This window comes from Bacillus sp. 3255, from assembly GCF_031456485.1.
Taxonomy (GTDB): domain Bacteria; phylum Bacillota; class Bacilli; order Paenibacillales; family NBRC-103111; genus Paenibacillus_E.
Window position 1 is genome coordinate 83304 of the sequence record NZ_JAVDUS010000003.1, and the last position, 22907, is coordinate 106210.

The 22907-nt window shown below is 46.1% G+C and carries 25 protein-coding genes; 18 read left to right on the forward strand and 7 right to left on the reverse strand.

Annotation, left to right across the window (positions count from 1 at the left end; translation table 11 throughout):
• Positions 1–3: 3 nt before the first annotated feature.
• The 7 genes from J2X61_RS05200 to J2X61_RS05230 all read left to right on the forward strand — a co-directional run bounded on the left by J2X61_RS05200 (position 4) and on the right by J2X61_RS05230 (position 6978).
• Positions 4–1128 (forward strand): glycoside hydrolase family 88 protein, encoded by a 1125-nt coding sequence (locus J2X61_RS05200; protein WP_310186369.1) that lies wholly within the window; start codon positions 4–6, stop codon positions 1126–1128.
• A 29-nt stretch (positions 1129–1157) separates the two neighbouring features.
• Complete coding sequence (locus J2X61_RS05205; RefSeq protein WP_310186371.1) at positions 1158–2966, forward strand: chondroitinase-B domain-containing protein; 1809 nt, start codon at positions 1158–1160, stop codon at positions 2964–2966.
• 127 nt (positions 2967–3093) lie between these two features.
• Positions 3094–3930, forward strand: coding sequence for a helix-turn-helix transcriptional regulator (locus J2X61_RS05210; protein WP_310186373.1), 837 nt, complete (start codon positions 3094–3096; stop codon positions 3928–3930).
• Positions 3931–4041: 111 nt separating this feature from the next.
• Entirely contained in the window at positions 4042–5037 is a 996-nt protein-coding gene (locus J2X61_RS05215; RefSeq protein WP_310186376.1) for a quinone oxidoreductase family protein, read from the forward strand.
• A 127-nt stretch (positions 5038–5164) separates the two neighbouring features.
• On the forward strand, positions 5165–5506 hold the full coding sequence (locus J2X61_RS05220) for a hypothetical protein (protein ID WP_310186378.1): 342 nt from the start codon (positions 5165–5167) through the stop codon (positions 5504–5506).
• 31 nt (positions 5507–5537) lie between these two features.
• On the forward strand, positions 5538–6305 hold the full coding sequence (locus tag J2X61_RS05225; RefSeq protein ID WP_310186380.1) for a BadF/BadG/BcrA/BcrD ATPase family protein: 768 nt from the start codon (positions 5538–5540) through the stop codon (positions 6303–6305).
• A gap of 274 nt (positions 6306–6579) precedes the next feature.
• Positions 6580–6978, forward strand: coding sequence for a GNAT family N-acetyltransferase (locus J2X61_RS05230; RefSeq protein WP_310186383.1), 399 nt, complete (start codon positions 6580–6582; stop codon positions 6976–6978).
• Positions 6979–7039: 61 nt separating this feature from the next.
• On the opposite strand, the gene J2X61_RS05235 is transcribed toward J2X61_RS05230, so the two are convergent.
• Together J2X61_RS05235 and J2X61_RS05240 are read right to left on the reverse strand one after the other, a co-directional pair.
• Positions 7040–7270 carry a cold-shock protein gene (locus J2X61_RS05235; RefSeq protein ID WP_274469006.1) on the reverse strand — a complete coding sequence of 77 codons (231 nt, stop codon included), beginning with the start codon at positions 7268–7270 and terminating at the stop codon, positions 7040–7042.
• 64 nt (positions 7271–7334) lie between these two features.
• A complete protein-coding gene (locus J2X61_RS05240; RefSeq protein ID WP_145663082.1) occupies positions 7335–7535 on the reverse strand; it encodes a cold-shock protein in 201 nt (66 codons plus the stop codon).
• An 862-nt stretch (positions 7536–8397) separates the two neighbouring features.
• On the opposite strand from J2X61_RS05240, the gene J2X61_RS05245 reads away from it, so the two are divergent.
• The 4 genes from J2X61_RS05245 to pyrE all read left to right on the forward strand — a co-directional run bounded on the left by J2X61_RS05245 (position 8398) and on the right by pyrE (position 11701).
• Positions 8398–9348, forward strand: coding sequence for a hypothetical protein (locus tag J2X61_RS05245; RefSeq protein WP_310186386.1), 951 nt, complete (start codon positions 8398–8400; stop codon positions 9346–9348).
• Positions 9349–9415: 67 nt separating this feature from the next.
• Positions 9416–10315 (forward strand): RCC1 domain-containing protein, encoded by a 900-nt coding sequence (locus J2X61_RS05250; protein WP_310186388.1) that lies wholly within the window; start codon positions 9416–9418, stop codon positions 10313–10315.
• 54 nt (positions 10316–10369) lie between these two features.
• Positions 10370–10813 carry a cell wall hydrolase gene (locus J2X61_RS05255; RefSeq protein ID WP_274469009.1) on the forward strand — a complete coding sequence of 148 codons (444 nt, stop codon included), beginning with the start codon at positions 10370–10372 and terminating at the stop codon, positions 10811–10813.
• 210 nt (positions 10814–11023) lie between these two features.
• On the forward strand, positions 11024–11701 hold the full coding sequence (gene pyrE, locus J2X61_RS05260) for an orotate phosphoribosyltransferase (protein WP_274469010.1): 678 nt from the start codon (positions 11024–11026) through the stop codon (positions 11699–11701).
• 128 nt (positions 11702–11829) lie between these two features.
• On the opposite strand, the gene gerPC is transcribed toward pyrE, so the two are convergent.
• From gerPC to J2X61_RS05275, 3 genes are read right to left on the reverse strand one after another with little or no spacing between them, the layout of a single operon-like run.
• A complete protein-coding gene (gerPC, locus tag J2X61_RS05265; protein WP_310186390.1) occupies positions 11830–12249 on the reverse strand; it encodes a spore germination protein GerPC in 420 nt (139 codons plus the stop codon).
• Between the two features lie 17 nt (positions 12250–12266).
• A complete protein-coding gene (locus J2X61_RS05270) occupies positions 12267–12449 on the reverse strand; it encodes a hypothetical protein (protein ID WP_274469013.1) in 183 nt (60 codons plus the stop codon).
• Positions 12450–12464: 15 nt separating this feature from the next.
• On the reverse strand, positions 12465–12692 hold the full coding sequence (locus J2X61_RS05275) for a spore germination protein (protein ID WP_310186392.1): 228 nt from the start codon (positions 12690–12692) through the stop codon (positions 12465–12467).
• A gap of 336 nt (positions 12693–13028) precedes the next feature.
• Here J2X61_RS05275 and J2X61_RS05280 point away from each other — a divergent pair, with 336 nt between their 5' ends.
• Positions 13029–13271, forward strand: coding sequence for a hypothetical protein (locus J2X61_RS05280; RefSeq protein ID WP_274469015.1), 243 nt, complete (start codon positions 13029–13031; stop codon positions 13269–13271).
• A 320-nt stretch (positions 13272–13591) separates the two neighbouring features.
• On the forward strand, positions 13592–14254 hold the full coding sequence (locus J2X61_RS05285; protein ID WP_310186395.1) for an NPP1 family protein: 663 nt from the start codon (positions 13592–13594) through the stop codon (positions 14252–14254).
• A gap of 84 nt (positions 14255–14338) precedes the next feature.
• Here J2X61_RS05285 and J2X61_RS05290 read toward each other — a convergent pair whose 3' ends face one another.
• A complete protein-coding gene (locus J2X61_RS05290; RefSeq protein WP_310186397.1) occupies positions 14339–16249 on the reverse strand; it encodes an endonuclease MutS2 in 1911 nt (636 codons plus the stop codon).
• 356 nt (positions 16250–16605) lie between these two features.
• Positions 16606–17589 (reverse strand): hypothetical protein, encoded by a 984-nt coding sequence (locus tag J2X61_RS05295; RefSeq protein WP_310186399.1) that lies wholly within the window; start codon positions 17587–17589, stop codon positions 16606–16608.
• Positions 17590–17839: 250 nt separating this feature from the next.
• Here J2X61_RS05295 and J2X61_RS05300 point away from each other — a divergent pair, with 250 nt between their 5' ends.
• From J2X61_RS05300 to J2X61_RS05320, 5 genes are all read left to right on the forward strand, one after another.
• Positions 17840–18388, forward strand: a complete 549-nt coding sequence (locus tag J2X61_RS05300) for a VanZ family protein (protein WP_310186402.1) — start codon at positions 17840–17842, stop codon at positions 18386–18388.
• Between the two features lie 179 nt (positions 18389–18567).
• On the forward strand, positions 18568–19701 hold the full coding sequence (locus J2X61_RS05305; protein WP_310186404.1) for a GntR family transcriptional regulator: 1134 nt from the start codon (positions 18568–18570) through the stop codon (positions 19699–19701).
• A gap of 111 nt (positions 19702–19812) precedes the next feature.
• Entirely contained in the window at positions 19813–21141 is a 1329-nt protein-coding gene (locus tag J2X61_RS05310) for a glycoside hydrolase family 125 protein (RefSeq protein ID WP_310186407.1), read from the forward strand.
• Positions 21110–22012 (forward strand): carbohydrate ABC transporter permease, encoded by a 903-nt coding sequence (locus J2X61_RS05315; protein WP_310186409.1) that lies wholly within the window; start codon positions 21110–21112, stop codon positions 22010–22012. The genes J2X61_RS05310 and J2X61_RS05315 overlap by 32 nt, the downstream gene beginning before the upstream one ends.
• Positions 22013–22017: 5 nt before the next feature.
• Entirely contained in the window at positions 22018–22902 is an 885-nt protein-coding gene (locus J2X61_RS05320) for a carbohydrate ABC transporter permease (protein ID WP_310186412.1), read from the forward strand.
• Positions 22903–22907 lie beyond the last annotated feature (5 nt).

A 22907-nucleotide genomic window follows, 5' to 3' on the forward strand; every position in this document is an offset into this window, starting at 1 on the left:
GACATGGAAAAGCATACTGTGATTGAACCCGCCGCTCTCGAGCTATGGTGGAAAGGCGTACAGAACAAGGCAGATCGGATGCTGAGCCAAGCTAGAGAGCTCGCGCCGCATGTGGCCAAATCAGGAGCTTATGACGGATTGAAGCTGGATCAATGGATCTCCGGATTCTGGCCGGGAATGCTGTGGATTCTTTACGATTTAACAGGCGAAGAACGCTATAAGGATGCAGCTTGGGATTGGGATGTGCGCATGGAACGTCATCTGCTGGAAGACAATCATTTCCATCATGATGTCGGGTTTCAGCATTTGCCGACTTCAGTCCTCAAATATAAATTGACCGGAGATTTGGATGGAAGACGCCGGGGGCTGGCGGCAGCCAACTTCCTGGCGGGCCGTTTTAATCTGGCCGGGCAATTCCTGCGGGCTTGGAACCGAGATTTGCACGGATGGGCGATCATCGATTGCATGATGAATTTGTCCATCTTGTTCTGGGCTTCGGAGGAGCTTGGAGATCCGCGGTTTGCGCAAATTGCTTGTGCGCATGCCGACATGGCCCTCAAACATATGATCCGTGGGGATGGATCGACTTGTCATGTAGCTGTGTTTGATCCGGTAACGGGTGAATTGCTGGAGTACAAGGGTTGGCAAGGCTATGCGCCGGACTCCTGCTGGTCCAGAGGGAATGCTTGGGCGCTGTATGGCATGACGAACACGTACCGCTTTACCAAGCAGGATAAGTATCTGCATGCAGCGCAGCAAGTCGCTCATCATTTCATTAGCTCGCTGCCGGCAGAGATGGTACCCCCTTGGGATTTCCGGGTTCCGGATGCGGACGAGGCGCCACGGGATACTTCCGCTGCGAGCATTGCAGCGTCAGGATTGCTCGAGCTTGCTGATGTCGTACGAGCGGAAGACGCGAGCAAGTACCGTTCGGCTGCGGAACGTATCTTACTCTCCTTATCGGAGAGATATGCTGCTTTCAATGAACCGCTGCATGAAGGCATTCTCCACGGAGGAACGGGGCATAAGCCGGCCGAGGCCAATGTGAATGTATCTTTGATCTACGGCGACTACTACTATGTGGAGGCTCTTGCTAAATTACAGGGCTGGAAGCATCGTGTATTCTAAGCGACACGTCTAAGGGAGGTCCATGTTACATGATAGATAATACTCGAGAAGTTACCGAGCCGAACGTGCCAGGAGAGTTCTCGCAAGCAGGCGTGTTTGATGAGAAGGATGTGCACCCGCCGAAACTGAAACACATAGAGGTCGGCACGGCCGCAGAATTGCAGCAAGCACTGGATGAAGCGACCGCAGGAACGGTCATTGCGCTGAATGATGGCTTATATGAACAAAGCGGCCCCTTCGTTGTTAAGGATAAGCAGGGTTCAGCCCTTCTGCCGATACGGATTGAAGCCGTTCACTTGGGAAAAGCCATCATCACAGGCGACAGCTATTTACACATTGAGCATTCAAGCTATATCGAAGTAGTCGGACTTACCTTCCATAATGGGATTGGCTCATCCTCCAGCGAACAGTCTCTTATCGACCGGGGACTGTCCCACCGTATCCTGAAAGGCGTCCATCCAGGTATCCAATTGCAAAGCTCCAGTAAGGTTTCCATTCTGCGCAACACGTTCGCCTTGGATGAGACCGGCCAGCCTTATCGCTTCCTCGTCAATAAGGTTCCCGTATGGGGGCTGTACGGCATTGAGAACAGCTGCCGTTATGGCAGCAGTTACGATCCGAATGGGGCCGTATACAATGGTCCGACTCCGTATGACGATACCGATCTGATCACCGACAATGGAACGCACCGCCATTTCATCAGGGTGGAGGGCGTGAGCAGCTATAACCGGATTGCCTACAATGAAATTGGCCCCAAGAGAGCGTTCGGCGCTGTTCTCATCTATGATGGGGAAGGGCATTCCGGGCAAACGATCTCGCAGCATGACGTCATTGAATATAATTATTTTCACGATATCGGACCGCGTGTTACGAACGGATTGGAGGCCATCCGGCTTGGCTTATCCAGCCTCTCATTAGCGCCTGGGTATGCGACGATCCAGTTTAATTTGTTCGACGGCTTTGATGGCGAAGATGAAATTGTGTCGGTGAAGAGCAGCGATAATATAATCCGCTATAATACGATTCGTAATTCGTACGGGGGGTTCGTAGCCCGACACGGTCATCGCAACAGCTTCTATGGTAACTTCTTCTTCGGTGACGGGAAAAAGCCGGGGATGAGCGGTTTCCGCATTTATGGGAACGACCACAAGATTTATAACAATTATATGGAAGGCCTGACAGATCGGGTGATAAGGCTTGACGGCGGATCCCATGATGCTGGACCTGATGGCGATATGAATCCAACGGTCAAGTGGATGCGTGAAGGGATGGAAACGTCTGCGGTTCTTGCGGATCTTCCGGCTATGCAGCGAACGGAGCTGCTGCGCGGGCATTGGCGGCCATATAACATACAAATATTCAATAATACGCTAGTGAACATCAGTGATACCAATAGCATCGTTCTTGGCGGCAAAACGTATCAACCCGTGGGCACGAAGATCTATAATAACCTGATACTCAGTCATTCAGGAACGATGGTGTTTGAAACAACCGCTGTACAGCAAGCTGCGGCAAACGAGCGGCCGATCTATATGGGAAATATGGTAGACGGTCATGCCGATATTTCCAATAATGCCGCTGTCGCGCGTACAATTCGGAAGGAAGATATCCGATTCGTCCGCTGCAAGGACGGCTTGATCCGATTGTCTGCACAAAGTCCAGCCATTGATGCTGCCGTTAGCCCGCTTCTGCCTTCGGATGACATGGATGGGCAATTTCGCTACATTCCGGATATTGGAGCCGATGAGTATGGTCCCGGTAAAGTTCCGGTCATCAAACCGCTCACAGTCGATGATGTAGGACCTCGGGCTCGCCATATCGATATAATTTCAGAATAAACACTTGGAAATCGTGAGTTCAAACCTGGAGCAGATGCCGTGGTATCTGCTCTTTTTTCCATTAAGTGGGGAACCCCGAAGATGTGTTATTATTTATCATATATCCTTATTTGATGGAGGTTTGGCAATGTCTGAAAACAACCGGCTTAAGGTCTTGGGGGACTATCTGAAGTCCCGGAGAGATCGACTTCAGCCCGAACAAGCAGGAATTCAGAGTTCGTTCGGACGGAGGAGAACGCCAGGTCTTCGGAGGGAAGAGGTCGCGATACTAGCGGGCGTTAGCGCAACTTATTATACATGGCTGGAGCAAGGGCGAGAGGTGACGGCTTCCAGGGAAGTGATTGAAAGCATTGGAAGGGCACTGCAGTTGTCACCGGATGAACGGCTGCATTTGCTTCGCTTGTGGAGTCCCGAGAACTCAGCTGTACCTCGGAGGCAGGAGAGTGTAAAGCCAGAATGGCAATCGATTATCGACCAATTGGCTTACCCGGCTTTTGTAGCTAATGATCGAACGGAAGTACTCGCTTGGAACAGGGCAGCATGCGAAATTATCGCCGATTTTCCAAGGCTGTCTGACCAAGAAAGAGTCCTTATGAGGATATTTTTCATGGACCCGTATTTCCGTAAGCATATGATGAATTGGGAAGAGTTTGCACGATATTCCGTGGCGGTCTTTCGTTCTTATTTGGAACGTCATAACGATGATCCTTGGTTTAAAGAAACGGCCGAACACTTGGCAGCGAAGTGCTCTGAATTCGACTCCCTATGGCGACTGCACGACATTCAGCTGAAAAAAGAAAGCCACTTCATCCTGAACCATCCCCAGGCCAGTGAGCTGGCTTTCGTAATCAACTCCTTTGTCAGTATGAATGCCGATTCAGACCTTCATTTCTGCATTTACACCCCAATAGCGGGTACACCTACGGAGCAGAGATTAAAGAAATTTCTTGAGGCTGCCTTCTAATATCGCCTCGCCGCAGCCTAGTAATGTGATTACCAGTATAAACATACTGTGGTTACCTCTTTTAGGGTTGACTATACTTAAGTCGTAGTCAGCTTGAAGGAGGTTAATATGATGAAAGCAATTGTGATCGATCGGCCTTGCGAGGCTGCAAACCTTGAAGTGAGGGAGCTTCCGGATCTCCAACCGACACCGGGCCTGCTTACCATAGACGTTGCCTATGTGGGAGTAGGATATGTGGATGTGCTGCTTCGGCGAGGGGAGTTCGGATCTCTCATCCCGATGCCGGTTGTACCGGGCCTAGAGGTATCAGGGTATATTAGGGCTATAGGCGAAGGCGTGAAAGGCTTCTACGTCGGACAGCCGGTGGCTGCGATGACGCTAATGGATTTGGGGGGATATGCATCTGTAGCCCAGGTAAGGCCGGAGTTGACCATCCCTCTGGATCAGCTGGGAGGGGAGCTTGACATGTCTTCTGCAGCTGCGGCCATCGTTAATCTGACCACAGCGTATATGACGATCAGTAAGGTAGCCAGATTGCAACAAGGGGAAAACGTGCTCGTTCACGCGGCAGCAGGAGGGCTTGGCAGTTTCTTAGGACAAATGGCGAAACATTTTGGGGCTGGTAAGGTGCTTGGCACAGTCGGAAGTATTGAAAAAACAAAGCTAGCCGCTTCCCTTGGTTACGATGAGTTGTTTCTCCGTTCCGATTTCATCGAGCCAATCGGGAAGTTGATCGGTCCGCACGAGATCGATATCGTACTTGATCCGGTAGGAGGCGACATGCGTACCCTCAGCCAGGACCTGCTTCGTCCTATGGGACAAATGGTGATGTTAGGAAACGCCAGCGGTGAGGAAGATGCCCCGCAATCTTCCAACGATATTTGGCTATCGAACAGATCTATACAAGGATTCAATATCGGGGGTTATAGCCAATATGCACCTGCTGAGGTCGGTAGGGCGGCGAAAGAGGCGCTGCGTCTGCTGGCAAACGGGGATATCAGAACGGAAGTGTTCGGTATCTTTCCATTAGAGAAGGCATCCGAGGCGCACGAGCTTCTCGAGGAAAAGAATACTGTGGGCAAACTTGTGCTGAAAGTAGGAGGCTAACAGGGATATTTGTTAATTTTTTAGCCAGTGTTCAATATTTGCTATGGTGGGATACCTTTTAAATAATAGTGAAATCATGCACCATCACACATGATGGTGCTATGTTATTTGAATGGAGGAAACAGCTTTGATGAAAAGTTTATTTATGATTTTGTTCTTTATCGCCGTTTTAACAGGTTGCTCCCCAAACACAGAGGCTGAATCATCCAGTATCTATCCGAGTGCAATTGCTTGGAATAACGTGCTTTATGGACTGTCCTCAGAAGAGATCGCCATCCATGACATTGGTAAAGAGATCGGTAAGATTGAACGAAGGATTGCTCCAATGCCGAAGAAGAGCGGAGATTCAAATGACAAACCAGTTGGAAGCTTATTTTTTGAAGTAAAGGGAACAGATGTTCAAGAGGTAGTAGCCGTTAAAGTAAATGATAAGTATTTCAAAGCGTCAAAACTGGGACCACTCAAATAGGTTGTAGTTTCACGGACAGATTAGTTCCAATATGTGGTATATTTTTAGTGGGGACAAGAGAATAACTCATGAGGAGAGATCGATCATAACAAGGAGAACGAATGAGATTGTTGTTGGAATTGACGGTGGCGGCACTCATACGCGTGTAATGGCTGTAGATCTCGCTGGACATGTATTATCGTACATAGAGAATGGCGCTTCTTCTATACATAAGGATTTGCAAGCGAAGGAGAATGTTCAACGGGCAATTAAAGACGCACTACACGAGGCGGGTAGAAGTGTCAGTCACGTGCAGGCGTTGACCGCAGGGATTGCTGGTTTAGATTCCAAAGCTGATCTTGAATGGGTAATTCCTTTAACTGCAATAGAGGGATTAGATTGCCTGAAGCAACACGTCAACGATGCCGTAGTAGCACACAGTGGAGCGCTTCTTACAGAGCCGGGAATTATTGTGATAGCAGGAACAGGGTCCATTATTTATGCGGCAAATGAGGTAGGGGAACAGATCAGGAATTATGATCTGCATCATTATGCAGCCAGTGCTGCTAGATTTCTCGCTTATGACGCCACATTCGAGATTCTTTCGGGCAACATCGACGATAGCGATCATGAATTGGTCAGTGACATCCTGCAATTTTGGGATCTGTCCACGGTCAAAGAGTTATCACAACTTGCGAGACAAGGCTTTATTGCGGATCAAAGAGAACGAAATAGAAAGTTTGCTCAAATTGCGCCTCTCATCACCGAGGCGGCCATGCATAATAGTAAATTGGCTGCACGAATATGCTTTCTCCAATGAAGAAGTCAACGTTTCTTTAGTAGGTAGTGTTGTTAACAGTGCCTATTTCCAAACTAGGCTCGAATCCAAAATGAGTAATGGTAATAATAAGAAGTATAGACTTATTAAACCTGCATTCTCTCCAGTAGCGGGCGCAGTGTTGTTAGCGTTGAAGCAATTTAACATACCTATAGAACAAAAGCTTTTACATAATCTCAGTCAGCATCCTCGCTCTCTAGGTTAATGAATGAGGTTTCTGATTAGCTGAAGAAAATCAATGGGGGAGAGAAGTAAATTGAGTCAAGAGATACTAATAAATTTGCCAATTGAAGCAGAAGAAGTCCCCAAGTTAAGGGAATTGGTTGGTTGGGACGGCAGATATTCCGATTATCCAACATTATTCGAACGTTGTCATTTTTGGGCGGGACTTCGAGATGGGAATCATATGCTGATAGCATTCGGTTATATGGCCGGGATGAGGTTACAACACGGATACATGGAAGATATAATGGTTCACCCGGCATATCAGAAAAAAGGAATTGGCGAGGCCGTAGTAAAGAAATTACTGCAAGAGGCAGAACGTGTCGGGCTAGAGATTGTAACATTGACCTATGATTCGAAACATACTTCCTTATATACAAGGAGTGGATTCACTCCTTGTTCTGGGGGATTGTGGAGAGTGTCGTTTAGTTAAACCCTTTGTGGATTACGATAAAGGTATTAAATTTTAATGGGCCCCTTTGAATTGGAACCGTCTACGAAATCTGCCTTCCTCGGCTAAGGGATTTCATATCAATGTTGGGATTGTCCAGGAGAGGCAGCATTTTAACACTGCTAATCATAGGAGAGAGGCACTGGTGACAAGTGGGGACGAACTCAAAAGCGAAATTGTCTCGAATCCAGCCATTACAATCTTCCTTCATGCATGCCCAAATTTTTGTGTTTCCTTGTGGGAGATCCTCTAACGATTTTCTTCGAAAATACATAGTTAACTCCTCCTTAGATTAAAAAAACTGCCCTTAACACATGTTAAGGACAGTTTGCTGTGTATTACAGTTTTACAACATTCTCGGCTTGCGGCCCGCGGTTGCCTTGGGCTACGTTAAACTGAACGCGTTGACCTTCGTCCAGGGATTTGAAACCATCTCCTTGAATCGCGGAGAAATGAACGAATACATCATTTCCACCCTCAACCTCGATAAAGCCAAAGCCTTTCTCTGCATTAAACCATTTTACTGTACCTGTTTCCATATAAATTACCTCCAAATAATTATTTAACATGTATTTTTAAATAAAAAAATCACACATTGAAAAAGGTACCATTACACACAAATGATCACCTTTTCAATATGTGAATTTATGTTTAGCTGCTTATAACAATATGTTACCACACAAAAGTCTGCAAAGCAAATTTTAACGTGTTTCAGCCTCCCACGGCGTTAACCAAGATATTGAATGCCTGCGATTGCCATTCGATCCACACACATGGCTAAGGGTCGGAACCAAGTGTCATGCGTTTCAGAGGCACGCCATATTGCGTTGCACTGTTAAATTTTTTAAACGAGTATTGCCACGGTAGTTTCTGTTATATCTTTTATTGACTCTTTCCTCTTTTCGCAGCAACTCGAACATGCACCTGCATGATAAACATTACCTGAAATGCGTTTGTAATCTGTTTTGAAAAAGTACATCACACAGTCTTTAGTTACAATTCTGCAACATTCACAACAGTAAACACGAGATTGTACGATCGACACATCATCCCCACCATCGTAATTTGGACCCGATGCGAGAAATCTCAACGGTCTTTATTGCTGCTGGCGATTATTCGTCTATGTCAGGTCATGCTTTATATGGATCGCGCAGCATTTCTTGGTTCGACGAGTCTCATTATGCAGTTCTCAACAAAAATAGACAATGTAGAAACTTAAGGATTCCGGTTTGCTTTTTTTTGGTAAAAAAAATTGCTTGTTATAACGAACCGATAAATATTGCTAAACGAAATGAAATATCAGAGAGAACGAAAGTGGAGTAACGGAATAACCGAAACATGCTATTATTAGATATAACCCAAATAAAGGGAATATTTCATAAAACATAAAGGAGGTTAGTGATGAATAGACATGCGGATTTGTCTTCAAGGGTATCGAAAAATAATTCGGAAGAAGGCTCAAGGAATGTTCCTGATTTTCGTTCATTGAACCAAGCAGGGGCTGCACAGCTTAGCAAGCTGCATGCAACGATAGGAAATCGGGCAGTCGGCCAACTTGTGCAGCGAACCTTCGCCGCCACTGGAACTTCTATACAGAGAATGACAGATGAAGATAAGCAAGGAAAGCCCAATAAACAAAAATTGGAAAAGTCGCGGAAAAAATACGAACAGCTTGCAAAACAATTCCCCAAAGACTCGGCCATTGAATCATTCGATTATTTATTCGAGAACGCAACTGATTATGATGATCTTAACCGGCGCATTGATGCCGAGATTGATAAAGCGGATAGGCGCAGCAAGGCTGTTGAAGCGCAGAGAAATAAATTGAAAGAAGAGGAGAAAGCGGCATTAGTCCAGAAGCCTCTTCCAGAGCCGGTTAATAGTCCGACAACTTCAGCAGAGCCCACGAAGAAGAAGAAGAAAACGAAGATCGATATCACGGCAGATGTGATATCCAGCCCTACAATGAAACAAGAATCCGTAACCAATTCCAAGAAAGCAACCAATGTGATGCTGCAAAACTGGATTAATACTGGTAAACCAGCAAAAGCTTCTATCGAGCAAACGGGGGAAATGAAAATAACGGATGAAACGGTCTATATCTATGCGACAATCATAATTCCCGATAAAGACGACCCTGTAGTTATTAATAAATACCCTATTGAAGTTCACTATCATCCAGTCAACTCATCTAAGAACTATCTGCATGTGAAACACAGCGCTGGTTCAAGCCCCAAAAACAAAATCACGGAAACATCATGGCTCATTCCAGGTGGTGCGAGTACACTGAAATCAGCCGTTGAATTGTGGAATGAAACCTTTCCCGATAACATATCGACACATAAGTGGTAATAGAGGTGTAGACTTCTAAGACGAAGATCAATGGTTTAGTAAAAACGCAGCTTTAGCGAGGAGATGAATGATTTTCAGGATGTTAAAGGTGAAACGCTGGCCAAAAAGTACCATCGCAGCGGGTCGCCGTCATACCGTTGGGCTTAAAATTGACGGCACGGTGATGGCTGTGGGTGATAATAAATGTGGCCAATGTCATGTAGGAGATTGGCGCGATATTGTGGCTGTCGCGGCAGGTAATGTTCATATGGCGCCGAACACGGGTAATGCTCATACAATCGGTCTTAAATTTGATGGCACTGCGGCGGCAGTGGGTTGGAACCGGTATGACCAATGCAATGTAAACGACTGGCGCGATATTGCAGCGATTGCGGCGGGTTGGCGCCGTACTATTGGGCTTAAATCTGACGGTACGGTGATAGCAGTGGGCCGAAATAAGGATGGTGAATGTAAGGTAAATGCCTGGCATGATATTGCTGAGGTCGCGGTGGGTGACTGGCATACCGTCGGTCTTAAATTAGACGGAACGGTGATGGCCGTGGGCAATAATCGGTATCGGCAATGCCATGTAGGCGACTGGTACGAGATTACTGAGGTCGCGGCAGGCTATCTTCATACAGCCGGTCTGAAAGCGGACGGTACGGTGACAGCTGTGGGTTTGAATAAACATGGCCAATGTGATGTTAGTACTTGGAGCGGGATTGTGGCGATATCAGCGGGTAGTAATCATACCATCGGCCTTAGACCTGACGGCACTGTGTCGGCAGTAGGTTGGAATGAGTATGGCCAATGTCATGTAAGTGAATGGCGCGATATTGTAGCGGTCGCGGCGGGTTGTGCCCATACCGTAGGGCTTAAATCGGATGGCACGGTGGTTGCCGTGGGTAATAATGAATATGGCCAATGCGATGTGACCGACTGGTACGGCATCAAACTGCCTGGGAATTATTCTATTTGGCCAGAGTAACACATCCGCTTTATCTACAATATGATAAGTCTAGAACACTATAGAGGTGAGCCAATGGCAGTCGTAAAAGCAAGGAAACAGGATATTGATATGTTGGCAAGGTTGCTTCGAGCCGAAGCTGAGACCGAAGGTGAAATGGGCATGCTCCTTGTTGGAAATGTTGGTATTAACCGAATTAGAGCGAACTGTTCTGATTTCAAAGGCATTCGAACAATTCCCCAAATGATCAACCAACCGCATGCATTCGAAGCGTTACAACATGGGATGTACTATCAAAACGCAAGAGAACGGGAACGCCGTCTGGCGCAGCGAGCTGTGAATGGGGAGCGGAATTGGCCGGGCAAATTCTCCTTATGGTACTTCCGTCCAGGCACGTTCCAAAATCCCGGCCCATGTCCGCCAACGTGGTATAATCAGCCGTTCGTAGGGCGATGGAAGAAGCATTGTTTCTATGAGCCGACCGCAACAGAATGTGAAAATGTATATAATACGTTTTAACTGAATTTAATTGCCACGAAAAAGCCAGCAAACCCTGAGTTTGCTGGCTTTTTGCCTTGCCTGCTTCCCGTATTGTTGTGGATTGCCATTCCTGGTTCATTTTCATCAACAAAAGAAAAAGAGGGTTATTGATTCCCCATAGAAAGAGGTTGGTTCCAAAATGTGTTAACATAGGAGAGAAGTATTTATAGTTTAGGGGGATGTGTTGGAATGAGTAATAAAGGAGATTTCATTGAATTTATGGTTAAATCAGAAGTTCTCATATTCGGTGACTTTGTAGCTAAGAGCGGAAGAAAGACACCATACATGATAAACACTGGGAATTTTAAAACTGCGCGGCAAATCGCTATATTAGGTGAATATTATGCTGATGTTATACATTCAAAATTGGATAAATCAGTAAATGTTCTCTTCGGTCCGGCCTACAAGGGTATTCCATTGGCGGTAGCGGCATCTGCTGCTTTATATAATAAGTACAATAGAGACATCTCGATAACTTTTAATAGAAAAGAGAAGAAAGATCATGGCGAAGGAGGCCAAATTATTGGGTATATACCACAAAATAACGATCGTATTGCAATCATTGAAGATGTGATAACCGCAGGTACGGCAGTAAGAGAAAGTATAAGTTTGCTAAACAACACCGCGGATGTAAAGATTACAGATTTAATCGTTTCAGTTGACCGGCTAGAGAGAGGTCTGAGTAATAAAACAACGATTCAGGAATTGAATGATGATTATGGAATTCAAACTAATGCTATTGTAACCATAGAGGACATCTTAAATTATCTACACAATCGTGAAATTGATGGAAAGATTATCATTGATGGGCGGATGAAAAATAGAATAGAAGATCATCTAAACCTATATGGGGTTAGTGGTAGTTAAAAGTAGCACGACATGACGGCAGCTTGCAAAAAGTAAACTGCACCTCCATTGTTAGCATGACTAACAAATGGGGTGCAATTCACTGGCGACGTGCCGTTGTTATGACGCCTACGGTAGGGTTTAATAGCTCATTCGTTATCCGTGCTTTGTTGAGAGAAAATGTTTTCGGAAATATGTGTCTGATCCGTTTTTAACTTATCAATAATGTCCCTCATTTGTTCGGTAGTTGCGGGGGCCGTTAGACCGATGTTCAGCGTACCTTTAAGCTCGTTTACGTGGAGCTCTTGGATTTTGTAGGTAATATTCTGGGGAGCTGAGTGCTTCTGGTCAGCCAAATGACTGGTCACTTTCTCATTAATCTGCTTATCCAGCTGATCCTTCAACTGGGACTGTAGTTGGTTGTTCAAGTCGTCAAGAATGGGACCCAACAATTGTTCTTTCAAACGTTGATTTTCAGCCTCCAGCTCACATTGCTTCTTCTCAAGATTAGCTATCCTTTGTTCAAAGGCGTAAATCCAAGGGCGAAGATTAATATTTAGATCATACATGGTGTCGCCTCCTTTGATCATTGAACAACTGGGTGTGGAGGCGGCAATACATCATCCTCAGGTACTACGTTAGCCGTCTTTTCGTTCACGCCTTCCGCAATCTCGGTTGCTTTGTTGTCAACTAATACGTTAAAACCGATATTCAGCGAACCTAGGTTGGCAATCGAATTAATTTTAATTTGGTTTATAAGAAAATTCATCTCTTGTTCTCTCTCCTAAACAAGGTTGCTGTTACCCTGATCGCTCACATCTGGATCGAGCACATTATTTCGGTCTGCATTAACAGAAGATGTAGCGTCCCCTATGACAGTGTTACCGCCGACAGCTTTGGAGTTTGCCGCGTTTCCGCGCAACAGGTTGTCTCCGAAGTTGACAACCCCCCCAGTAGCGACTTCATTGATTCTTATGTTTATAATGTTAAACACGTTCGGCATAAAGCTCATCCTTTACTCATTTTGACTGTGAGATACCAGTCTGCCAATTTGATCTTAAAGCCTAGAGGTATCGGACTTTCTGAAATGCCGGTTTAATTACATTGAATATGAGTTTTCAATGCTATAAGGAATTTCAGCATCTGTTTTGGGTTAAGATCCGTTCCCAATCCTTCTCAGTTGTTCTTAGTGACAGTGTATTCATTTGCCTAGGCATCTGTGTCTGAAAGCAGAAAGGGTATGAAGTGCGATAGTCGACGATGGATGCTATTTCTTGATTTTAGTCACACCACTGGTCTGTGTGAATAGGCTAAATGATACATGTGTAAGATGACAGGAGTGTATCATATGCCAAGTTCGATTGTATTTAACATGATAAATGTTAATTCTCAGCACAGGAATGCCACGATAGGGATTGGAGAGAATGCACAAAGCAGTTGGGATTCACACAGTAAAAATAATTTTGCTTTTGGAGAAAACATCGGAAATTCAATAAGCGTCAATGTAGTGAATTTATTATATGATAATGATTTCATTGATTCACCGATTAGTGACCAAGACTTTAAACCTGCTGTCAATAATCAAGTCTAGATGATCGCTGAATTGCCTAAAAGTCATATGTAATAAGGCTTTCCCACTTTATGTCCCCAAGTTCTTGTCATAATTAGATGACACGAACTTGGGGACTTTTCTGATTTGGAGAAGAACGTTAGCAATAATAAAAAAATAGAGTTGTTCCCACACAAGGGATATGGAGAGCTAATGTAGAAGGAGGATGTGCAAAGAATTGAAAATGGAGGAATAAACGTTGGGTAGTCGTATCACCTCCAGGGCAGTTCACCGCGGCTGTCATCAAGGCAGGATAAAGACAATCTTATTTGGAAACTTATGATGAAAGGATGAACTTTCCTATGGATTTGAAGACTATTCAAGCTTATGCGCCTTATCTTTACTTTGACGAGCATGAGCCCTTTTTCCCCGTTCGGGTCGGGGTGACGGTTTTTGAGCAGGAGGGGACATCTCCTTCGTTTCGAAGAACGTTTCCTTTTCGCGATCCACGACTGAAGAAGATTATTGAATATGCAATATATTGGGATTATGATATTCAGCACTTATACGAACTGGAGCATGTATGGGTATTCATTGATCATGAGGGTGAAGTAATCGATTGTGAGGCCAGCTTTCATGGCAAGTATTTAAAAGGGCTGCTGAAAGACCGCAGCAATGTGCTGGATGGGACGCATGTACGTTTGTTTTCACAGCCTGGCAAGCATGCCTTTTCCCCAGTTGCTGAATTTCTGGAGCTGGTTCCGCATTTCTGGACTGCAGTGAATGAGGATGCAGGGGCTGATGGCTTGACGGTCCCATATTTCCTAGAGGGCATTGTTGCAACGAATGAAGAAACCAACAGAATTGTCGAAACCTATTTGAAATCATGTGCGTTTACACCGACATTGGCGTATAAAGAATACCGGTTGGATAAGGAACTGTTCGTGACCTGGGACCAGCTGCTGAAGGAGATTCCGGAACGGATTCAGGGGATAATTGCTGAACTTACGAAAAGAGAGATTTAGTTTCTAAACAAACAAAAGCCCGATGGAAGACATCCACGGGCTTTTTGGCGTGCATACAGAAGCTATTTTTTTTGAGGTCTCGCTTTATTGATTTTCTTTATACTCTATCGTTAGCCCTTCAACATGATGTTTGCTCATCTGTTTTCGCTTCTTTCGTGTGTCTTTGGATTCGAAGACGATGTCCATATCGTAGTCTCCTTCCGGGTATAGCTTGCTGCGCTCGATATAGAGAGACAATCTCTTGCGGTTGATACGCACTTTCTCCTTCTGGATCTGGACCGTAATGTTTCCGCGGTGATCCGGCTCGCTGCACACAATGCCTGTGCGGCGCAGCGAGTGTACCCATACGCAGTCTCCAATAGCGAAATTCGGCAGCGGCGCTCGTTCGCCTTTTTCTTTCGTTTTGCTTTTTACAGACGTTTCTCCTGTAATCGCTGCGGCTATGGCAGGCGCTTCCGGCGGGCGCTGTGCAGCCTCGTAGGTGATCTGCTTCGATCTATCGATGAGCGCAAGCGGCATTCCGAGCTTTTGCGCGATATAGAAGGCGTAAGAGTAGCCCGCTTGACCAATCGTCAACTTGTAGAGGGGCTCAAGTGTTTCGCTATCAAATTCCATACGCGCATTCTCGAAGCCGGGCGCAGCGTCGGCAAATTTCTTAATCTCGTTAAAATGCGTCGTCGCCATGACCGTTGCCCCGCGGCGGTATAGTTCCTCAAGCACCGCGATCGATAGGCCGATTCCTTCGCCAGGGTCGGTTCCTGAGGCAAGTTCGTCGAGAAGGACCAACGATGAGGGTCCGGCAATCTTGAGGATATCGATCACATTCTTGACATGCGAAGAGAATGTGCTGAGCGAATTTTCGAGACTTTGCCCGTCCCCGATATCGACCATAACGGATCTGTACACAGCAAATTCGCTTCCTTCTCCGACCGGAACAAGCAAACCCGACTGCACCATGAGTGTCAGCAGACCGACGGTTTTCAGCGAAACGGTTTTACCTCCCGTATTCGGCCCTGTAATGACAAGCGCGCGGTATTCGTCACCTATGCGGATATCAAGCGGCACGGAATGCCTGCCCAGCAAAGGATGACGGCCGTTGTGTATGGAGACACGGCCGCGATCGTTTAGCTTGACCGTTCGTCCGTCGATTGTTCTCGCGTACTTAGCCTTTGCGAACATAAAGTCGTAATGGCCGATCGTTTCCAAATTGAGTGAAATTTCATGCTTGTTGTTTTCAACCAGGTCCGTAAGATCGCTGAGTACCCTAGTTTCCTCCGCGGCCTCCTCGGCCTGCAGGTGCAAAAGTTCGACATGCAGGTCGGAGATATCAGCCGGCTCAATAAACACCGTCTGGCCGCTTGCCGACTCGTCGAGTGCGACGCCGCCAACTTGTTTGCGGTATTCCTTCTTCACAGACAACACGTACCGGCCTCCTCTCGTCGAGACAATGCTGTCCTGCAAATAACTCCGGTATTTGGATAATGCCGTGTCGAGTTTCTTGCGAATACGGTCATCGAGAATGTTGATTTTTTTGCGGACACGCGACAAGGCAGTGCTCGCCTCGTTATCGACTTGACCGTTGCGAATACAGCGCCGGATCTCGGTCAGCAGTTCGCGCAGGTCGTAAAGGGATAGGGCATATGAGGCGATACGCGGGGTGACGGATTCCTTCTTTTTCATAAATGCCTTAAGCTGCTGTGTGCTTTCGATGAATCTGGCGAAGTACATGAAGTCCTGTGGCGTAAAAATAAATCCTTTCCCGAAGGTGCCTATAAGCGGCTCAATTCCCTCAAGGGACGGGATCGGCACACTGGCACCGTGCTCGATGACACGAACCGCTTCTTCGGTTTCTTGAAGTAGTGTTGCGACTATGACCATCTCGATTTTTGGCTCCATGTTCTCAATATGGGCGCGGCCCATATAACTCATGGCAAAGTCAGCCAAACGTTGCTTAATGCGGTCGTATTCCAAACGTTGATAAGTGGACTTGTTCAAGGGTATGCCTCCTTTTGGGTACAAAAAAACGGACTGGAAACAACAATCGTTTCCAGTCCGCTTCGGGAGAAACTAATGTTCTTAACAGCATCAGGTGCAACCTGCCAGAAGGGCACGACAAAATAAACCCGTTAATTGAACGGTTTCGTCGCGTGCGCCAAGCCAAAACAGATTGCACTATGAAATTGCTAGTTAAGAACGACCTCAGACATTAAAATCTCTCCTTTGTATTACTCTTTTGTTAGTATACCCTTATCATATGCGAGTCCAGTCTGGAAATCGTGGGAGAAAATGGCTTAAATCAAACTTTCCCATAAAGTCCGAATGCATCTTCCTCGAAGGTCTTCGATCAGCATTTATAGCGGCATATCCGGCTGCACCCACATATCTCCGGCCCAAGTATGAATATGGTACCACTGAGCGTTTTGCGGATCGGTCCAACGTTCAAATGCATCTACGGTTTGAGCGGATAGCACCCCGAAGGTTGGGAAAGGCATCGTTGGAAACAGATAAAGCCTCACGTCCTTCAGTAGATTTAGCCGTTCATTGATTGGCTCGGCCCCTAACGGCTGTGCAAAATCCGGCTGAATCCAGAACGTTTTATTATCCTGGGACCGCACATGGTAAACCCCATTCTGTGTTTTCTCGAAGGCAAATACTTTCTGTGGAGGAATCATCTTGACATCCGAGGGACGCTGCAAACGATTCGACGTATCATAGTCCTCCATGTACAGGGTTTCGGTCGGCAGATCCATCTCCTGATTCAAAATCTCCATATCTATCAGCATATGAGGCTGAGAGACCACCCACATTTCCCCAAGCCACGAGGTTTCAATACGATAGGAGTTAGTCAAGTATGATACAGGTGATTCGAATACGGCATTCGCATGAACGGTCTGCGGAGCGAGGACGGCATCCGTCATCGTCAAAGAAGATGGTTGCGTATAAAGAGCGGAGTCCCAGAGTAATGCAATATTCGTATCGATCGGCTTGACGACACCAATTTTGTCATAGTCCAGGTGCATCCAGAGATCACCTGCCCACGTAGTCTTAATTTTGATCCATACCTTATCCCCGCGCTGCTTGGTGTACCACGCTTGCTCTGCATCGACCGTAGTCACATCTTGCGGCGTGAGTGCAGCAAAAGGTTTACGAGAATCGTCAGGTGTGGAATAGAGCGGCGTCTGTTCGAATAAAGTGATGACCGGTGGGACTTTTGGCGGGACAATTTCATTGTGCGGCGGCAGCGCAGCATTTGCCTGCAAATTGCAAATGAAATTGACCAGCATCAAGCCAAGAGAGAGGGCGATGACAGGCCTGACTAATGTTTTTAAATTCATATACGGTTTCCACCTCAATTACCTAATGTTGTAAATATAGACTCGATTAACGGCTAAATGGTTGCGGCAGGAATTGATTGATTTTATTTTTCGTGACAGGCGATTTAAGAAAAATTTAATAATTACCCTCTGTTTTATTTGAAAATTTTTTCTTATCCTAGAGTTAATGAATGGTGAGGAGAGTAGAGCGCATTTTCATTGAGAATGAGATATTCCGTAAGAGAAAAAGTAGACGAAACCGGAGATTATTATGAATAAACGAGAACGAATTCAAACAATTTTTTTATATGGAGTTTTCATTTGTTACATCGTTTTTTTAATTAAATTATTGTTCTTATCCAGAATTTCATTTTTGGAGCTATTTAATAGTCATAGGACTTTTAATAGGTCAATCAATCTTATTCCATTCTATAGTATCAAGGAATATCTATTTAGCGGCTCCGCGGATATAAAAAAATTCGCTTTTAGTAATGTGGTAGGCAATATCATTATTCTTCTTCCTCTTGGTACTTATTTGACATTATTCAAAAAGGACAAAAGAGTCATCGCCAATTTGTTATTAATCTTCTTGGTGAGTTTATCTGTTGAAATCATTCAGGGACTTTTAGGTATCGGAACAGCGGACATTGATGACATTATTTTAAATGGTTTGGGTGGATTAATTGGTATATGGGGGTATAGGTTATTAGCTTATATTTTACGAGATGAGAAAAAAGTACGTACCGTAATCACCCTACTATCTGCTATAGGTTTGCCTCGTATTTTATATATCATCTTTATGGTGAGATTACGTTTATAGATATCAATATTGGACCGACAGGATTATTCCAACAACTCAATTAAATTAATAAATCATCCAACCACGTCCAATCAGGAGGTGGTTTTCTGTGATTATACTACTTTTATCGGTTGTATATATGAGGTTCGTGATGCTATACTTGATATATCAACATAACCAAGACGAAGGATTGATAAATCATGTCATTATACGAGAAGATATACCGACATTTGCTAGATGAAATTAAAAAGGGGAAGCTCCAACCAGGCGACCGTGTACCTTCGGAGAGTGAATTGTCCACTCAATTCAGCGTCAGCCGCATTACGTCGAAGAAAGCGCTTGAGATGCTTGCGAATGAGAAATGGATCGAGAGAGTACGGGGAAAGGGGTCGTACGTCTCCATGAATTTTCCAATGGATCGGAAGGAAGAGGGTTCCTCCAACCGAAGGGAAGTAGAAACCTCCTCAGAGCCGAAGATTATCAGCCTGATCCTGCCTGACTTTGATCAGTCCTTCGGACTTAAGATGGTACGCGGGATTGAGGAGCGATGCTCCAGTTATGGCATCCCGCTTATGCTGAAGCTGACATATGACAAACGGAACGTAGAGGAGGAGGCGATCCGTGCATCCATTCGGCACGGTGCTTCGGGGATGATTGTTTTTCCCGTTCACGGCGCGCATTATAACGCCGAGCTGCTGCGACTTATGTTAGACGGCTTTCCAATTGTGCTGGTGGACCGCTATTTGCGGGGGATTGCCGCAACGGCCGTGTATACGGATAATCGTAAAGCCTCTCAGGAGCTTACCGAATATCTTCTCGATCAAGGCCATAGGGAAATTGCCTTTATTTCACCGCCGTCCGAAAACACTTCGACCATTGAGGATCGGATTCAAGGGTATCTATCCGCCTTTACTCAACGCGGGATTCCGGCAAATCCGGATATGATCGTGACGAACCTGTACAGCACATTACCTATAGGAGGACCCAAAGAATATATCTCGAACGATTATGGAACACTGCAAGCTTTTATCGATAAGCATCCCCGCACGACGGCTTTTCTGGCTTGCGAATATTTGATGGCCGTTCGCATAGCGGAGTGGCTGAATATGATGGGGAAACGGGTTCCAGGCGATTATGAGATCGTGTGCTTCGATTACCCGGAAGACTCGTTTGACCGTCCGATGTTCACTCATATTCGGCAGGACGAATGGCGTATAGGACAACGTGCGGTGGACCTGCTCACAGCCCAATGGTCAGGAGAGGCCGCACCGGAACACCACTTGGTGGAGCACAAGCTGATTCGGAGACCAATCGAGATAAAAACATCAAGTTGATATAGAAATATACCAACTTGATGTATAAATAATATGTTGACATGTTTTAAAATCATATGTTATATTGATGACATGAAAGGAAGCGATTACAATCTGATAAGGAGATGGATTATGTATAGTGCAGCTTATCGGAAAATCGAAGATACGGCGCTTCGACTTCAGCGTATCGATCCGGGTCTATCTGAAATATTTCAGAAATGTTATCCCAACACCTTGGAAACGACGGTAGAATGGTGTGATGACGGGACGTCATTCGTCATCACAGGAGACATCCCCGCAATGTGGCTCAGAGATTCCTCTGCCCAGGTTCGTCCTTATATTCAACTGGCAACCGACGATCAGGATGTGCGGCGGTTGATACGAGGGGTCATCGAACGACAGGCTCGGTACCTCATTCTCGACCCTTATGCAAACGCTTTCAACAAGGAGCCAAACGGGCAAGGGCACAAGGGAGACCTAACGGTCAAGGGCCCCTGGGTGTGGGAACGGAAGTATGAACTGGATTCACTATGCTATCCCGTTCAACTTTGCTGGGAATATTGGGAAGCGACGCAGGACCGTATGATATTCACTGAAACTGTGCATACGATGTTTCATCGGATTATTGAAGTCATGCACAAAGAACAGCGGCACGACAGGGACTCCAGCTACTCCTTCGAAAGAACGGACTGCCCGTCCTCAGATACGCTGCCTTTTGGCGGGAGAGGGACTAGAACCAATGATACCGGGATGATTTGGTCCGGCTTCCGTCCGAGTGACGATGCCTGCAAGTTTGGCTACCTAATTCCTTCGAATATGTTTGCCGTTGTCATCCTTCGCTATATCGGACGGTTGGCCAAGGAGATCTATCATGACCACGGTTTAAGTGAAAGCGCTTACAAGTTGTCGGAGGAAGTCGAATTCGGCATCGAGACATACGGGAAAATCAAGCATCCCGTGTACGGATGGATATACGCTTACGAAACAGACGGATTCGGCAACTATAATCTGATGGATGATGCCAATGTTCCAAGCTTGCTGTCGATTCCATATCTTGGGTACCGTGACCTGAACGACCCGGTCTACCGGAATACGAGAAATTTCGTGCTAAGCCCGGAGAACCCGCATTATTCATCAGGTCGGTTCGCACAAGGTGTTGGAAGTCCGCATACACCTTCCGGTCATGTTTGGCCGATCGCTCTCATCATCCAAGGGTTGACTTCGAACGATCCGTCCGAGCAGGACGCTCTTGTGCGAATGCTAACTTCCACTACCGCGGGTACAGGTTATATGCACGAAAGTTTCCATCCGGATAAGCCGGATACGTTCACCAGAGAGTGGTTCGCTTGGGCCAACAGTCTGTTCGGCGAGTTTATCTGCAAATGGCTCGATCGAAAGCTTGAATATGGAAAGGTGGTCGGAACGTTTGATGCTAGCATCCAGGAAGAGGATTTACCTTGAATGGATCAAAGGGTACTTATTCATTTTCCCATCAATCATCGGCTTCAGTGTATTCGTCGCCTATCCTCTCATCTCCTCACTATACTACTCGTTAACAGACTGGGATGGCATTAATAAGCCCCAATATATCGGCTTCGACAATTTCGTTTACATGTTTACCGTTGATCCGGCTTTCTTGAAATCGCTCCGAGTAACCTTCTATTATGTTCTGCTCAATGTGCCTGCCTCTCTCATCTTCGGCCTCACGCTGGCTATGCTGCTCAATCGCAAGCTGCCTGGCATCAAGTTTTTCCGGACCGCCTTTTACTTACCAACGGTTATCCCCGCTGTGGCGACCTTGACACTCTGGCGCTATATGTATCAACCCCAGTTCGGATTAGCCAATCAGGTACTTAGACTGTTCGGTCTGCCGGATGCTCCCTGGCTTACGAGTGAGAGCACGGCTCTTCTATCCATCATCTTATCGGGCTTATGGCAGGTCGGATCGGGGATGATTATCTTCCTTAGCGGTCTGCAATCCGTACCCCAAGACTTATATGAAGCCGCGGAGGTGGACGGGGCGAGAGGATGGACGGTGTTTTCCCGCGTGACACTGCCTATGATTACACCTATTTTGTTCTTACAGCTCATATTGGGGATCATCGGTTCCTTTCAAGCATTCACCCAAATCGTCGTCTTAACCCAGGGCGGTCCCAATTTCTCGACAATGTTGCTCAATTATAAGATTTACGGAGATGTGTTCAACGGCAAAATGTTCGGATACGGTATCGCAGAGGTATGGATTCTGTTCCTTATCATTATGTTCTTTACCTTACTGACTTACTTGTATTCCAATCGATTCGTGTACTATGAAAATGATAATAGGGGGTGAAACGAATGGCAGTCTCCCAGTCCACGGCAATTGATCATGCCCGATCCGCCGGCAGCACGTCCAAATATGCCGTCAAAGATACAATTCGTTTCATAATACTTCTTGCCGGTTCCATCGCCATGCTGTATCCGCTTCTCTGGATGATTACGATCGCACTGAAAGGGAATGAAGAAATATTCAAGATTCCACCCGATTGGTATCCCAAGGAGTTTCATCTGGAAAACTTCGTGAAAGGGACGCAGACCATTAACTTTTGGCGGACGTTCGGCAATTCCTTGTTCATCGCCGTCGCCTGTACGATTGGGCAAGTCGTCAGCTCGGTGCTCGTCGGATACGGGCTCGGCAGGCTTCGTTTTCCCGGGCGGAAGATGTGGTTTTCGTTCTTCATCGGCAGCCTCATGCTGCCAAGCTTCGTCGGGCTCGTTCCGATCTTTCATCTGTTCACCTCGCTAGGCTGGTATAATACGTATCTTCCGCTCATCGTACCGGCATTCCTCGGCAATGCCACCTTTACGTTCCTGTTCATTCAATTCACGAGTACAATTCCGAAATCATTCGACGAGGCTTCCAAAATGGACGGGGCCGGAGATTTTCAAATCCTTTGGCATGTGCTCGTGCCTATGTCGATGCCGGTCATCGTCACTATGGTGATCTTCGCTTTTAACGGAGCGTGGAACCAATATTTGGAGCCTCTCATTTATATCGCAGATCAAAGCAAATGGACGTTAGCGGTCGCCCTTGCCTCCTTTGCTTCGAGCTGGACGACGCAATGGAACTACTTCATGGCAGCGGATTTAATCTATATGCTTCCGATGATCATGATCTTTTTCTTCGGCCAAAAGTATTTCATGCAGGGTCTTGGGTCGGTCAATTCCGCCGGCTTGAAATAAATTAT

Coding starts and splice junctions, on each gene's coding strand:
- J2X61_RS05305 (WP_310186404.1), top strand. CDS start 18,568: ATGTCATTATACGAGAAGATATACCGACATTTGCTAGATGAAATTAAA.
- J2X61_RS05270 (WP_274469013.1), bottom strand. CDS start 12,449: ATGAATTTTCTTATAAACCAAATTAAAATTAATTCGATTGCCAACCTA.
- J2X61_RS05215 (WP_310186376.1), top strand. CDS start 4,042: ATGAAAGCAATTGTGATCGATCGGCCTTGCGAGGCTGCAAACCTTGAA.
- J2X61_RS05200 (WP_310186369.1), top strand. CDS start 4: ATGGAAAAGCATACTGTGATTGAACCCGCCGCTCTCGAGCTATGGTGG.
- gerPC (WP_310186390.1), bottom strand. CDS start 12,249: ATGTATGATCTAAATATTAATCTTCGCCCTTGGATTTACGCCTTTGAA.
- J2X61_RS05240 (WP_145663082.1), bottom strand. CDS start 7,535: ATGGAAACAGGTACAGTAAAATGGTTTAATGCAGAGAAAGGCTTTGGC.
- J2X61_RS05235 (WP_274469006.1), bottom strand. CDS start 7,270: ATGTATTTTCGAAGAAAATCGTTAGAGGATCTCCCACAAGGAAACACA.
- J2X61_RS05225 (WP_310186380.1), top strand. CDS start 5,538: ATGTGGTATATTTTTAGTGGGGACAAGAGAATAACTCATGAGGAGAGA.
- J2X61_RS05210 (WP_310186373.1), top strand. CDS start 3,094: ATGTCTGAAAACAACCGGCTTAAGGTCTTGGGGGACTATCTGAAGTCC.
- J2X61_RS05280 (WP_274469015.1), top strand. CDS start 13,029: ATGCCAAGTTCGATTGTATTTAACATGATAAATGTTAATTCTCAGCAC.
- J2X61_RS05275 (WP_310186392.1), bottom strand. CDS start 12,692: ATGAGCTTTATGCCGAACGTGTTTAACATTATAAACATAAGAATCAAT.
- J2X61_RS05205 (WP_310186371.1), top strand. CDS start 1,158: ATGATAGATAATACTCGAGAAGTTACCGAGCCGAACGTGCCAGGAGAG.
- J2X61_RS05310 (WP_310186407.1), top strand. CDS start 19,813: ATGTATAGTGCAGCTTATCGGAAAATCGAAGATACGGCGCTTCGACTT.
- J2X61_RS05320 (WP_310186412.1), top strand. CDS start 22,018: ATGGCAGTCTCCCAGTCCACGGCAATTGATCATGCCCGATCCGCCGGC.
- J2X61_RS05245 (WP_310186386.1), top strand. CDS start 8,398: ATGAATAGACATGCGGATTTGTCTTCAAGGGTATCGAAAAATAATTCG.
- J2X61_RS05285 (WP_310186395.1), top strand. CDS start 13,592: ATGGATTTGAAGACTATTCAAGCTTATGCGCCTTATCTTTACTTTGAC.
- pyrE (WP_274469010.1), top strand. CDS start 11,024: ATGAGTAATAAAGGAGATTTCATTGAATTTATGGTTAAATCAGAAGTT.
- J2X61_RS05300 (WP_310186402.1), top strand. CDS start 17,840: ATGAATAAACGAGAACGAATTCAAACAATTTTTTTATATGGAGTTTTC.
- J2X61_RS05255 (WP_274469009.1), top strand. CDS start 10,370: ATGGCAGTCGTAAAAGCAAGGAAACAGGATATTGATATGTTGGCAAGG.
- J2X61_RS05250 (WP_310186388.1), top strand. CDS start 9,416: ATGATTTTCAGGATGTTAAAGGTGAAACGCTGGCCAAAAAGTACCATC.
- J2X61_RS05295 (WP_310186399.1), bottom strand. CDS start 17,589: ATGAATTTAAAAACATTAGTCAGGCCTGTCATCGCCCTCTCTCTTGGC.
- J2X61_RS05315 (WP_310186409.1), top strand. CDS start 21,110: ATGCTAGCATCCAGGAAGAGGATTTACCTTGAATGGATCAAAGGGTAC.